Genomic DNA, 12,661 nt, shown 5'->3' on the forward strand with positions numbered 1-12,661 from the left:
TCCCCATAGACATCGACTGTGGCCCGCGGGTTCCTGCATGAGAGGCTTTCGTACGCCCGACGGCACCCGAAACCCTTCCCAAACTAGGTTGAACATCCGCTATCGTTTTTTCGGGCGTCAGGAGAGGCCAGTCAGGTTTCGGCCCCCAAAAAGCCGCCAGGCGGCAACGCGCCTGATATCGCACTTTGAGATCAACTCTGCCGCTTCCTGTTAGCCGAAGTTGCAAGCGGCCCCGCTAACAATCATGGTTGCGCCTTTAGGGCATCGTGGTTCAGACCGCTGGCGGATTAGAACTCATGTTGGCTTTGCGATCGGCTCATCGCTGCCGACAATCGGTGACCTATATAAAGGGGCATGTCCACGCGCCGAAAAATCAATGCAACAGCGAAGCTGATGGGAGAGTGGCCGTTAACCCCAGCTGCAACGTTTGGATCGTCCGTCAGAGCGAGGGGTATTTTTCTCGAAATACGCGCCCGCCTTCCAACGGAGTTCAGGAAATTGCTCAATATCGAGTCTCGCGTGCTTACCCTGCGCCAGTCTGAGGGCGCCGAGAATGATGTGGAGGTGGTATTCGGGATCGTATCCAAAGCACTGCAGAATATCGAAGACCTGCCCGTAATCCCCCGTGAAATCGAGGACATTCTGACGATCTCGACGGCCGAACGGCACCGCTGGCTGAAAGATGGTCGCTTGCAGAGCGCCGGGACGAAAACGGTGAAACTCCGCGGGCGGGCAAGCAACATCACCTTTCACGTGTTCGACCCGCAGCACGTGGAAGATGTGCTTGACCGCGATCTGGTCACGGTCTGGCGCGAACAGGACGCAGCGACAGCTGCGGAGAATAGGCGGCGAGCCGCGGGGAAGGCCGCTATGAAACGCGCTCAAAGAAGCGGTCGCGGAACTGCAGCTTCAGCTGGCTATGGCCCCGATGAGAACGCGCACTCCGATTTGCGCGGCTGGGAAGATTTTGAGAAGGACGGCCTCCTGCGCTGATGGGCCGGGCGCACAAGCAGGTTAGGACGTTTGCCTGCGCCGTGCGAGATGCGCAAGGAGGGCTGTCAAACGCATCGCGTTCAGGACCCGCTTCGCAGGGACACCGCCCTTGCGTGCCATCTCGACACCTAACGGCGTCCGCTCCGGCCACAGCTGCAGACGCCGCACAGAAAATTGGAACGAATCTTGCTTAAATTCACTCGGCGCATCGGATCTGGCCCGGGGCACGAATATGAACCTCATCAGCGTCGACATACGAATGCTCCGATCGCTGCAATGTGTCGCGGAAACCGGCAGCATTACGGAGACGGCGCGGCGCCTCAGCCGCTCACAACCGGCCATTACCCTGCAACTTCAGCGACTCGACGACATTTGCGGCTGCAACCTGTTCCGTCACGACGGACGCAAGATGGTGCTTACTTCCGACGGCAGGCTGGTGCTTTCTTATGCAAATTCGATCCTACGCCTGCACGACGAGCTGCTGTCACGCCTGTCGTCGCCCGACATCGAAGGCCAGGTGATCCTTGGTACGCCCGATCTCTACGCGGCCTATCTGCTGCCGTCGATCTTAGCCGTATTCCAGCGCGCCTTCCCGCGTGTCCAGGTCCAGCTTCAATGTTCGCTGTCGACGCCGCTGGTTGCGCAGGTCCATCGCGGCGAAATCGACATCGCGCTGGTCACGCGAATGAACGACTTCATCGGCGGGCGGGTCGTGCGTCAGGAACAGCTCGTCTGGATCACCGGGGAACACTCAACGGCGCATATCGAGTCACCCTTGCCTCTGGCACTGCTGCCGCCTGGCAACATCTATCGCGACCACGCCATCGAGCACCTCGAAATGGCGGGCCGCCCCTGGCGCATCGCCTGCGTCAGCGAAAGCGTCAGCGGCCTCCAAGCCGCGGTGTTTTCGGGTATGGCCGTCACAGTGCTCGGCCGCAGCGCGCTCGTTTCGGGCATGCGCGAGATCGTCGCCAGCGGCGAATTTCCGACACTGCCGAAAGTGGACCTGCTGCTCTACAAGGCGCAAGGCGCGACCACGCCGGCCGCCAAGGCGCTGTACGACTATCTTTCGCACTATCTCGATATCAGCCGCGAGATCAGCGGTGTGCTGATGCCGGACATGCGTGAAGCTGGAAGCGAAGAACCCCTCACTGGAAGTTGAGCGGCGGCCATTCCAGCGCCCAAGGCCGTGCCTGCTCCAAGGCTCCCGCCAGCGCAATGACAGAGCTCTCCCGCATCCATGGCGCGATCATCTGCAGGCCGATCGGCAGCCCCGAGGAATCGCGCCCGCAAGGAACCGTCGCGGCTGGCAGGCCGCACAGATTGACCGGCCAGGTGAAGGGCGACCAGCCCAGATGCGCGTCGACCGGACGCCCGTCGACGCAGGAAGCACCGAGCGTGCCGGCCGCGAAGGCGGTGACTGCGACCGTCGGCGTCAGCAATATGTCGACGGTGCCGAACAGCTCGACGAACTGGCTCCTCAGCCTTGTGCGCAGATGCGTTGCCGCCATGTAGTCCGCGCCACTGTAGCGGAGGCCTTTTTGAAGAACCGCGCGGAACGCATCGTCCGAATCGACAAACGCCTCTTCACCGCGGTCGCCGACCGATGCCGCTTGTTCGGTGAAGGCGATCGGCTTGAGCACCTTGTCGAGCATCTGCGGATCGAGGGTAAAAGGGAACTCGACGAGTTCGGCGCCGGCGGACGCCAGGATATCCACTGCGGTGGCAAACGCCGCGCGGACCTGCGGATCGATCGGCGCGTAGCCGAAATCGGCCGAGAAGGCGACGCGCAGGCCCTTCGCTGACGGCGGTATCCTCGAATATTCCTGTGGCTTCAGGGCGAGCGAGGCGGCGTCGCGCACGTCGTAGCCCGCAATTGTCTCGAGCAGCAGGGCCGCATCGGCGACGGTTCGAGCAATGGGGCCGGTATGCGCGAGCGATCCCCACGACGGCGGGAAGAAGCCGGGCGCGCGCGAAACGAGGCCAAAAGTCGGCTTGAGACCAAAGACCCCGCAGAACGAAGCCGGGACGCGGATCGAACCGACGCCGTCGGTGCCAATCGCCAGCGGGCCACAGCCGGCGGCGACACCGGCTGCGGCACCGCCGCTGGAGCCCCCACTGGTGCGGTCCGGTGACCAGGGATTGCGGGTAATGCCGCTGACCGGACTGTCGGCGGTGAGCTTGTAGCCGGATTCACAAGTGGTCGTTTTGCAGGTTACGATGGCGCCGGCGTCGCGCAGGCGGCGCACGACATGCGCATCGACCTCAGGCACGAAACCGGCAAGCGAAGGTGCGCCCGCTTTCGCCGGTTTACCGGCGACGAAGACGAGATCCTTTACGGTGACAGGAACGCCCGCCAGCGCACGGTTCTCAATGCCCTTTCGGTAGCGCTGTGCGATCACCTTGGCGGCGGAAACAGCCTCGTCATAAAGGTCGGTCACCACGATGTCGCAGACAGCGTCCGCGCGGCGGAGCGCCGACACCGTATCGTCGATCACGTCGACAGCGTCGAAACGGCCTGCTCTGTAGCCGGCGACCATGTCGGCGGCGGAAAGACGCGCAAGGTCGCCCGGCGCGCTGGCCGCGCCGAAATTGGCTGGATTGACGGTCATAAGCCCTCCCGGGCCGGACTCGCGCGGCCGAACCGCGCCGGCCGGCCGCTATTGTCCTTTTGTTGCACCCTGGCCGGCGTTTTGAAGCGCAGCCGCTACCGCTCGCCGTGCCATGACCATCACCAGATTGGCGCGATAGCCGCGATCCGCGTGGATATCGGAATTCAATCTTGATGGATCCATCGAGACACGGTTGAGCGCATCCGGATCGAACCGTTCCTGCAGCGCAGCCTCGATGTCGAGCGCCCTGAAAACCGACGAGGCCGCACCGGTGACGGCGACACGAACCTTTCCGGCCGTCCGTGCGACGAACACGCCGACAAGCGCATAGCGCGACGCCGGGCTGCGGAATTTCGCGTAGGCCGCCATCTCGGGAACCGGGATGCGAAAACCGGTGATGATTTCCCCTGGCTCAAGCGCCGTCTCGAACATGTCGACGAAGAAATCATCAGCGGCGACGGTCCGCGTGGTCGTGACCACGGTGGCATCGAGGGCGAGGATCGCCGCCGGATAGTCGGCGGCTGGATCGTTGTTGGCAACGGAGCCGCCGATCGTGCCGCGATGGCGCACTTGCGGGTCGCCGATCTGCCCGGCGAGCGAGGCCAGTGCGGGGATATGCGCCCGCACCAGCGCGGAGGACGCCACATCGTAGTGGCGCGCCATTGCGCCGACGACCAGGGCACCCTCCTCCCATTGCATCTCGCGAAGTGCCGCCACCGCCGAGAGATCGATGATCGCGGCCGGCGCGGCGAGGCCTTGCTTCATGGTGGGCAGCAGGGTCATGCCGCCGGCGAGGATCCTGGCATCATCATGTTCGGCAAGCAGAGTGGCTGCCGCCACAGTCGTCTCGGGCTTCAGATAGCCGAAGGATTTCATCGAAGCCTCCTCATTCGGCTGCAAGCGCGGCGCGCGAATTGCGGATGATGTTCCAGATCCGGTTCGGCGTGGCCGGCATGTCGACATGGGTGATGCCCAGTGGCTGCAGGGCGTCGACCACGGCGTTGATGACGGCGGCGGGAGAACCGATGGTGCCGCACTCGCCACACCCCTTCACGCCCATCGGCGTATGAGTGCAGGTGGTGGAGTGCGGCGCAACGACGATCGCCGGGAAATTGTCGGCGCGCGGCATGCAATAATCCATGAAGGACCCGGACAGCAGCTGTCCGGAACTCTCGTCGTAGACGGCGTGCTCGAACAGCGCCTGGCCGACGCCCTGGGCGATGCCACCTTGCAACTGGCCCTCGACGATCATCGGATTGATGATCGTGCCGACATCGTCGACGGCGGTATAGCGCTCGAGCGTCACCGTGCCGGTGTCGGGGTCGATCTCGACTTCGGCGAAATGCGCACCGCCGGGATAGGTGAAGTTGACCGGGTCGTAGTAGGCTTGCTCTTCGAGCCCCGGCTCGAGCGTTTCCAGCGGATAGTCGAAGGGTACATAGGCCGCGCCGGCAATCTCGGTGAACTTCTTCTTGCGATCCGTGCCGGCGACGGAGAACTCCCCCGCCTCGAAGACGATATCCCCCAGATCGGCCTCGAGCTGGTGGGCCGCGATCTTCCTGCCCTTCAGGATCACCTTGTCGGCTGCCTTCGAAAGTGCGGCACCGCCGACGACGAGCGAGCGCGAGCCGTAGGTGCCCATGCCGAACTGAACCTTGGCGGTGTCGCCGCAGACGATGTCGATATCCTCGAAGGGCACACCAAGACGATCCGAGACGATCTGCGCGAATGTCGTCTCGTGGCCCTGGCCGTGATTGTGGGTGCCGATCAGCACGGTGACGGCGCCGGTCGGATGCACGCGCACCGTGGCGCTTTCGTAAAGCCCGCCGCGCGCGCCGAGACTGCCGGCGAGCCGCGATGGCGCCAGCCCGCAGGCTTCGACATAGGTAGAGAGCCCAAGGCCGCGATGTTTGCCGCGACGCGCCGATTCCAGCCGTCGCTGCTCGAAGCCATCGACATCGGCGAGCTTCTCGGCACGGTCGAGGCAGCCTATCGGATCGCCGCTGTCATATTCGACGATGACCGGCGTCTGGTAAGGATAGGCCTCCGTCGGGATCATGTTGCGGCGCCGGATGGCGCGCTTGTCGATGCCCATCTCGATCGCCGCCACGTCGACCAGACGCTCCAGCACGAAAGTCGCTTCCGGCCGCCCGGCGCCGCGATAGGCATCCACGGGAACGGTGTTGGTGAACACCACCTTGACCGAGCAGTGGATCGCCGGCATGCGATAGACCCCCGACAGCAGCGGTGCATAAAGATTGGTCGGGATGTTGGGTCCAAAGGTCGAGAGATAGCCGCCCATATTGGCGAGCGTTCGCACCCTCAGGCCGAGGAACTTGCCGCTCTCGTCGAGGGCCAGGTCGGCCTCGGTGAAATGGTCGCGGCCATGGGCGTCGGAGAGGAAGCCTTCCGACCTCTCACACACCCATTTGACCGGTCGGCCGAGCTTGGCGGCGGCCCAGGTGACGACGGCTTCCTCGGCATAGTGGAACTGCTTGACGCCGAAACCACCGCCGACGTCGGGCGCCACGACGCGCAATTTGTGCTGGGGGATATGAAGCACGAACTCGCCCATCAGGAAGCGCACCACATGGGGAAACTGGCTGGTGGTCCACAGCGTGTGCTGGCCGCTGGCGAAATCATACTCGCCAATAGCCGCGCGCGGCTCCATCGGATTGCCGATCAGGCGGTTGTTGACCAGCTCGATGCTGGCGACATGCGCGGCGTCGGCGAAAGCCGCCTCCACGGCGGCGGCATCGCCCAGTTCCCAGTCGCAGCACAGATTGTCCGGAATGTCGTCGTAGACGGCGGGCGCCCCCGCCTGCAAAGCTTCGACGACGCTGACCACAGCAGGCAGGATCTCGTACTGGACTTCGATGACTTCCGCGGCGCTCCGCGCCTGCTCGACCGAGTCCGCCACCACGAAGGCGACGGCGTCGCCAACATGGCGCACCTTGCCATGCGCGATCGGCGGATGCGGCGGCTCCTTCATTGGATTGCCGTCCTTGCCATGGATGCCCCAGCCGACCGGGAGGCCGCCGACATTGTCGGCTTTCAGGTCTTCGCCGGTGTAGATCGCCACCACGCCCGCCATGGCCCGGGCCGCCGTCACATCGATCGCCTCCAGCCGGGCATGCGCATGCGGCGAACGCAGGAACGCGCCGAACACCATGCCGGGCCGCTTGATGTCCGCGACGTAGTTGCCGCGCCCGGTAACGAAGCGCAGATCCTCCTTGCGCTTTGGCGCCGCGCCGATGCCGATCACTTTTGACATGCTCATGAGCCCCTCACTTCGCATCGCGCATGGCGGCAGCGCCGGCGATCACCGATTTGACGATGTTATGGTAGCCGGTGCAGCGGCAGAGATTGCCTTCCAGCCAATCGCGCACTTCCGTCTCGCTCGGGTCGGGATTGCGCCCGACAAGGTCGACCGCGCTCATCAGCATGCCCGGCGTGCAGAAGCCGCATTGCAGCCCGTGATTATCATGGAACGCCTGCTGCATCGGATGCAGCTTCGCCAGCCCGGCAGCCGACAGGCCTTCGACGGTCATCACCGAGCCGCCATCCGCCGAGATCGCCAGCATGGTGCAGCTCTTCACGGACTCGCCGTTGAAATGCACCAGGCAGGCGCCGCATTGGCTGGTGTCGCAGCCGACATGCGTCCCGGTGAGCGAGAGTTGTTCGCGCAGCAGCTCGACCAACAGCATCGCCGGTTCGACCGAAATGCTGATCGGTCGTGCGTTGAGCGTGAGGCTGATTTCCATGACGGACTCCAAATCCTTAGGCAAGCAAATGTGCGCGGTCGATCAGCCATGCTGCAAGCACGCTGTCGCCAACCTCGAACGGATTCTCGAAAAAACGGCGCTCCGGCACATACGCGACGAATTCCGCCTCGCCGGCTGCGTCCAGCATCACCTTGACGAAATTGCCCTGATACTCGATGCCGAGGATCGTCGCCGGCACCGACGCCATGTCCTTGTCCGACAGAGCCGTGTCCTTGCGGAAGAGCTCGATATCGTCGCGCCGCACCGCGATGTCGATCGCCTGGCCAGCTTCCAGCCGGGCGCCGGCGTGCATCGGAATTTGAATGCCGGCGATCTCGGGGCTCGCGATCATCGCCCGCGCGCCGTTGATCTTGCCGACCTTGCCGCTCAGCACGTTCTGCCCGCCAAGAAACTCAGCGACATAGCGATCCTTCGGTGCGGCGTAGATTTCGCGCGCCGGACCGGCCTGCTTGATCTTGCCGTTTTCCATGACCACAACCAGGTCGGCGAGCGCGATCGCCTCGAGCTGGGTGTGCGTGACATGGACGAAGGTGATGCTGAGTTCGCGCTGCATACGCCTCAGTTCGGCGCGCATCTTGATGCGCAGATGCTCATCGAGTGCCGACAGTGGCTCATCGAGCAGCAGCACCCGCGGTTCGGTGATCGCCGCACGGGCCAGCGCCACGCGCTGCTGCTGACCGCCGGACAGCTGCGCCGGGAGACGGTTGGAAAACTCGGTCATCCGCACCTTCTCGATCATGGCGTCGGTCCTGGCGTAGCGCTGCGTCTTCGAAAGCCCGCGAACCCTGAGCGCGAATGCGATGTTGTCGCGCACCGTGAGATGCGGAAACAGTGCGTAAGACTGAAACATCATCGCCGTGCGGCGCTCGACCGGCGGCAAGCCGACAACATTCTCGCCGCCGATCAGGATCTCGCCGACAGTCGGATCCTCATGACCGGCGATCATGCGCAGGATCGTCGTCTTGCCGCAGCCGGATGGGCCCAGAATGCAGCAATAGGCGCCGTCCGGGATCTTCAGATTGACGCCGTCGACAGCATAGGTGAAGCCGTCATAGCTCTTGGCGACGCCGGCGATCTCGATCTGACCCTTGCCTGGGCTCACGCCGCGCCTCCCGGCTGGCCGGGCGCGCGCGCCTCGCGCCGCTTCTGGATGAAGGCGATCGTGCCCAGGCTTGCGCCGATGACGAGGAAAGAAACGATCGTGGTTACGGTGCCGAGCGCGTAGAGCGCCGGCGAGGTTATGTTCAGCGTCATGCTCCAGATCTCCAGGGGCAGCGTGTTGAGCGAGCCGGCCGTCTGCAGCGTCCGGGCGAATTCGTCATAGGAGAGCGTGAAGCCGAACAGCGCGACAGCGACCAGGCCGGGTGCCAGCACCGGGATCACGACGAGCCAGATCGTCTGCCAGGGCGAGGCGCCGAGGTCGCGCGCCGCTTCTTCCCAGGCATGATCGAAGCGCGACATGACGGCGAACATAACCAGGACGCCGAAGGGCAGCGTCCACGAAAGCTGGGCGCCAAGTGCGGAGGTGAATAGGCTTGCGTCGATGCCGACCGCGTTGAAAATGAGCCCGACGCCGATGCCGAGCACCAGGCCAGGAGCGACCAGGCTGCCGATCATCATATAGAAGACGATGGTGTCGCCGGCGAAGCGTATGCGGAAGCCAAGCCCGGCCAGGAAGGACACGACCACGGTCAGCACAGTGACGATGATCGCGAGCTCGAACGAGCGCTCGAAGGAGCCTTTGACGTCGCCGGTGCGAACCTGCGTGAACAGGTCGATGAACCAGTGCAGCGACAGGCCCTTCATCGGGAAGACCAGCCCGCCGCGCAGATCCTGGAAGGAGAGGATATAGATGCAGGCCATCGGACCGTAGAGCGCCAACAAATACAGCGTGAACAGCGTGGCAAGCACATAGAAGGTCCAAGGCCGTCCACTGGCTGGCGCAATCGCCCGGCTTCTGCGCGCCGGTACGCCGGTGGCCGCCACGTCCGAGATACGGGCCAGGCTCATCGCGTGATCTCCTTGCGGATGTCGACGAAGCGCAGGATGAGGCCGACCGTGATGACGAGGACCATCGTCAGCAGAATCGCGCTCGCTGCGGCGGTCGGGTATTGCAGCACCGAGATGTCCTCGTAGAAAGCGCCGACGACGGAGGCCGAGCCGCCGCCCGACATCACCTTGACGACGAAGAAGTCGCCCATGACGATCGAGATCACGAAGATCGAGCCGAGCGCGATGCCGCTCTTCGACAGCGGCACGATGATCAGGCGCATGATGTCGAAACGGCTGGCGCCAGCATCGAGCGCGGCCTCGACGACGCACTTGTCGATGCGGCCCATGGCGTGGAAAATCGGCACGATCATGAAGATGGTGAGCTGGTGGACGTAGGCGACCACCACCGCGAAGCTGGAGAACAGCAGGAATTCAAGCGGCTGATCGATCAGTCCGAGCTTGAGAAAGGCCTCGTTGACCAGCCCTTCCTTGCCGAGCAAGGGGATCCAGGAAATCATCCGGATGATGTTCGAGGTCCAGAACGGTACCGTACAGAGCAGGAACAGCCCGAGCGCCAGCAACTGGTTCTTAACATGGAAGACGAGGAAATAAGCGACGAAGAAGCCGATCAGGATGCTGAAGAACCAGGTCAGCACAGCGAACTTGATCGTCTCGTAGTAGAGATTGAACGTCAGTCCCGAAGTCAGGATCTGGGTGTAATTGCCGAGGTTGAAGGCGGGGAACAATCCGCCGAAGCCATCGGTCTCGAAAAAGCTCGCGGCCACCACGGCGATCAGCGGCAGCACGAAAAACGGGATCAGAATGACGACCAGCGGGGCCACATAGGCCCATCCGGCCAGACTTCGCTTGAACGCAGCGCTATGCACCATCGCGCCTCTCCGAAGATCTTCAGCTGAAGGTATGGATCGGGCACGGCATGCGCGATCCGGTTGCAGCTAGCGTCTTAGGCGACCTTGAAGTCGTTCCAGCGCTTGTTCATGTAGGCCGCCTCATCCATCAGCGTGTTCCAGCATGAGATGTTGGTGACGCGCTCGACGAAGGAGCCGCCGTCGCGGACGGTGCCCGCCTTCTCCATCGGCACACCATAGGGGTCCTTAACTTCTTCGGGTCCCGGTTTGCCTTCGTACCAGAAGGTGTATTCGTCCGGCGTCATGAACTTCTTCGCCGTGGAGGGAACCGGGCTGTAATAGCCGTAGCGGCTAACGAAGGCGCCCTGCCAGCCCGACATGTACCAGTTCATATATTCATAGGCTGCGTCGAGCTTCTTGCCGGTGAGATGTTTCATCAAGCCCATGCCGTTGCACCAGCCGCGATAGCCTTCCTTGTCACCCTTCTTGTTGACCGGAGCGTAGACGCAAGGGATCTCCTTGACGCGCACCGCGGCGACGGCCGGCGACCACATCGACTGGATGATCACCTCGCCGGCCGTCATCAGCTGCACTGACTGGTCGAATGTGGTCCAGGTGGCGCGGAAGTGGCCCGACTTCTTCAGTTCGATCAGCTTGTCGATGGTGAAGTCGATCTCAGCCTTGGTCATGTTTCCCTTGTTGCCGTACTTGATCAGGTCGGCGCTCTCGAAACAAAGGGCGGCGTCCATGATACCAATCGCCGGCACGTCGAGGATCGCCGCCTTGCCCTTGAACTTCGGGTCAATCAATTCCTTCCATTCGGTGACCGGATGGCCGACGAGATCGGGACGATAACCGATGGAATCAGCATTGTAGACCTGCGGCACATTTGTCAGCCATTCCGTGACGCCGTCATGCAGTTCTGTGGAGTCCGGTTTCTCGATGTAGAGAGCCTCGTAGGGGGAAATACCCTGGCGCGGGATCTTGTGCCCGTCGAGTTCGCCTTTGGTGAAGATCGGCAGGAAGTTGTCGAATTCCTTGATCCTCTTGGCTTCGATGCCCTGGAGCACGCCGCGCTTGACGGCAAGCTTGGCCTGCCAGCCTTCCAGATCGGCGATATCGACTGAATTCGGCTGGGTGATGAAGCGGTTGATGGCTGCCGAGGTGTCGAGGTTCTGCATCGTCACCTTGAAGCCGAGATCCTTGGCAGCCTGGTCGCCGATTGCCTTGACCACCGAGTAAGAAACGCCGAGATGGCGCAGTTCAATGTCCTTGATCTCCTGGGCCCAGATCGTCGGGAACCCGCCTATCGCGCCCGATCCGACGGCGGCTCCGGCCGCGACCGCGCTGCCTTTGAGAAACTTTCTTCTGGTCAGTGCATTCGTCGACTCTTTCACCTGTTTCATGATCAAACCCTTCCCCTGCATGCCGAGCGTGTCGTCGGCAATCCACATTCTTCCGATGTCTGGCTGTCTGCTGGGGGCAGGATATATTTTTTGCGCGATGCGCCAAATTAGAAGTAAAAATTCCAACCATAAGCAGCGCAAATCTGCCGCCGATATGGGCACGGGCAAGCACAAAATAGCCAAAACGTATGCAGAAGCGCCACCTTGCCGAGATTTTCTGCTGGAAGATTCAGCAATTGGCGAATCCGTCAGCCGACGACTTGCAGGCGCTGTGAAAAATAAACGCAAGGCGCTGCTCTGCCGAGCTTACTGTGGCTGATCCTTATTGATCGTCAACGTGCGCCAGGCCTCCAGATCTATCGCGCCAGGAACACGCCGCGAGGACGCGTGTGTAGCTTCGGACACATCCCGATGTGTGGATCTTCGTAATTGAGGCTGTCAACGCCCGTACGGATTCTAAAAGGCTTCGGCTCCGTGATTGATCGGGCTTCAGATTACCGCGCAAATGCGATCCTGCCCCAGCGACAAGTGCCGTCTCGGCAGCTGCCGTCGTATTGACATCTCGATCATAGAGGCAGCGATTACTGGCCGGTGTGCCTAACGATTTCGACAACGTCGTCACAGGTGGGAACGCCACTTGTATGCCAACGGCAAGGTTGCGATCGCCACGAGATGGCGAATGCATCGGGCTTCGCCGCCGGTTGCTACCGTCGCGAATTGGTTGACATCTACCTTGCAAGTTGGAAGCGATACTGTTGTCTTACCAAAACCGGGCGCTGTGCACGGAGGGCTCCAGCTAGTCGCCGACGGCCATAACGTGCTCGACCGATCTCGCGGTTTGGCATGGGGCCCGAAATTTCCAACGACCACTTACCGACAAGTCCGAGCAGAAGGCTAATAGCCAGGCAGGAACGCGCCTCATGCACGAACCCGCTGCGCGGGAGGGCCGCCTCCTTCTGAGATGGCGTGCATGTCATAGACCTTGAGCGGGTAGAGGCGTCGAT

At 62.5% G+C, this 12,661-nt stretch carries 11 protein-coding genes; 3 read left to right on the forward strand and 8 right to left on the reverse strand.

The annotated features are described in order from the left end of the window. The first annotated feature begins 354 nt into the window (after positions 1-354). On the forward strand, positions 355-993 hold the full coding sequence (locus tag NKJ26_RS32195) for a hypothetical protein (RefSeq protein WP_352695821.1): 639 nt from the start codon (positions 355-357) through the stop codon (positions 991-993). Positions 994-1,102: 109 nt separating this feature from the next. Then, on the forward strand, positions 1,103-2,155 hold the full coding sequence (locus tag NKJ26_RS32200) for a LysR substrate-binding domain-containing protein (protein WP_352699800.1): 1,053 nt from the start codon (positions 1,103-1,105) through the stop codon (positions 2,153-2,155). Here the strand turns inward: NKJ26_RS32200 and NKJ26_RS32205 are convergent. From NKJ26_RS32205 to NKJ26_RS32240, 8 genes are all read right to left on the reverse strand, one after another. Further along, a complete protein-coding gene (locus tag NKJ26_RS32205) occupies positions 2,142-3,605 on the reverse strand; it encodes an amidase (protein WP_352695823.1) in 1,464 nt (487 codons plus the stop codon). The two genes, NKJ26_RS32200 and NKJ26_RS32205, sit on opposite strands and share 14 nt — an antisense overlap. 48 nt (positions 3,606-3,653) lie before the next feature. After that, on the reverse strand, positions 3,654-4,481 hold the full coding sequence (locus tag NKJ26_RS32210) for an FAD binding domain-containing protein (RefSeq protein WP_352605744.1): 828 nt from the start codon (positions 4,479-4,481) through the stop codon (positions 3,654-3,656). A gap of 10 nt (positions 4,482-4,491) precedes the next feature. After that, complete coding sequence (locus NKJ26_RS32215) at positions 4,492-6,879, reverse strand: xanthine dehydrogenase family protein molybdopterin-binding subunit (RefSeq protein WP_352605758.1); 2,388 nt, start codon at positions 6,877-6,879, stop codon at positions 4,492-4,494. 13 nt (positions 6,880-6,892) lie between these two features. Then, positions 6,893-7,369: a (2Fe-2S)-binding protein gene (locus NKJ26_RS32220; RefSeq protein ID WP_352605742.1), complete on the reverse strand. Its 477-nt coding sequence runs from the start codon at positions 7,367-7,369 to the stop codon at positions 6,893-6,895. Positions 7,370-7,385: 16 nt separating this feature from the next. Further along, positions 7,386-8,492, reverse strand: coding sequence for an ABC transporter ATP-binding protein (locus NKJ26_RS32225; RefSeq protein ID WP_352605740.1), 1,107 nt, complete (start codon positions 8,490-8,492; stop codon positions 7,386-7,388). Continuing rightward, a complete protein-coding gene (locus tag NKJ26_RS32230; RefSeq protein WP_352605738.1) occupies positions 8,489-9,400 on the reverse strand; it encodes an ABC transporter permease in 912 nt (303 codons plus the stop codon). The genes NKJ26_RS32225 and NKJ26_RS32230 overlap by 4 nt, the downstream gene beginning before the upstream one ends. Next, complete coding sequence (locus tag NKJ26_RS32235; protein ID WP_352699804.1) at positions 9,397-10,272, reverse strand: ABC transporter permease; 876 nt, start codon at positions 10,270-10,272, stop codon at positions 9,397-9,399. The genes NKJ26_RS32230 and NKJ26_RS32235 overlap by 4 nt, the downstream gene beginning before the upstream one ends. A 74-nt stretch (positions 10,273-10,346) precedes the next feature. Continuing rightward, positions 10,347-11,657 carry an ABC transporter substrate-binding protein gene (locus tag NKJ26_RS32240; RefSeq protein WP_352699806.1) on the reverse strand — a complete coding sequence of 437 codons (1,311 nt, stop codon included), beginning with the start codon at positions 11,655-11,657 and terminating at the stop codon, positions 10,347-10,349. Between NKJ26_RS32240 and NKJ26_RS32245 the strand changes: the two genes are divergently transcribed. Then, on the forward strand, positions 11,656-11,976 hold the full coding sequence (locus tag NKJ26_RS32245; RefSeq protein WP_352699808.1) for a hypothetical protein: 321 nt from the start codon (positions 11,656-11,658) through the stop codon (positions 11,974-11,976). The two genes, NKJ26_RS32240 and NKJ26_RS32245, sit on opposite strands and share 2 nt — an antisense overlap. The last annotated feature ends 685 nt before the right edge of the window (positions 11,977-12,661 follow it).

The organism is Mesorhizobium sp. M0152, assembly GCF_040322415.1.
In the GTDB taxonomy this organism is placed as follows: Bacteria; Pseudomonadota; Alphaproteobacteria; order Rhizobiales; family Rhizobiaceae; genus Mesorhizobium.

Bases quoted from the DNA above. Each gene is read 5' to 3' on its own strand.
- NKJ26_RS32195 (WP_352695821.1), top strand. From the start codon at position 355: ATGTCCACGCGCCGAAAAATCAATGCAACAGCGAAGCTGATGGGAGAG.
- NKJ26_RS32205 (WP_352695823.1), bottom strand. From the start codon at position 3,605: ATGACCGTCAATCCAGCCAATTTCGGCGCGGCCAGCGCGCCGGGCGAC.
- NKJ26_RS32210 (WP_352605744.1), bottom strand. From the start codon at position 4,481: ATGAAATCCTTCGGCTATCTGAAGCCCGAGACGACTGTGGCGGCAGCC.
- NKJ26_RS32215 (WP_352605758.1), bottom strand. From the start codon at position 6,879: ATGTCAAAAGTGATCGGCATCGGCGCGGCGCCAAAGCGCAAGGAGGAT.
- NKJ26_RS32220 (WP_352605742.1), bottom strand. From the start codon at position 7,369: ATGGAAATCAGCCTCACGCTCAACGCACGACCGATCAGCATTTCGGTC.
- NKJ26_RS32230 (WP_352605738.1), bottom strand. From the start codon at position 9,400: ATGAGCCTGGCCCGTATCTCGGACGTGGCGGCCACCGGCGTACCGGCG.
- NKJ26_RS32235 (WP_352699804.1), bottom strand. From the start codon at position 10,272: ATGGTGCATAGCGCTGCGTTCAAGCGAAGTCTGGCCGGATGGGCCTAT.
- NKJ26_RS32245 (WP_352699808.1), top strand. From the start codon at position 11,656: ATGATCAAACCCTTCCCCTGCATGCCGAGCGTGTCGTCGGCAATCCAC.
- NKJ26_RS32240 (WP_352699806.1), bottom strand. From the start codon at position 11,657: ATGAAACAGGTGAAAGAGTCGACGAATGCACTGACCAGAAGAAAGTTT.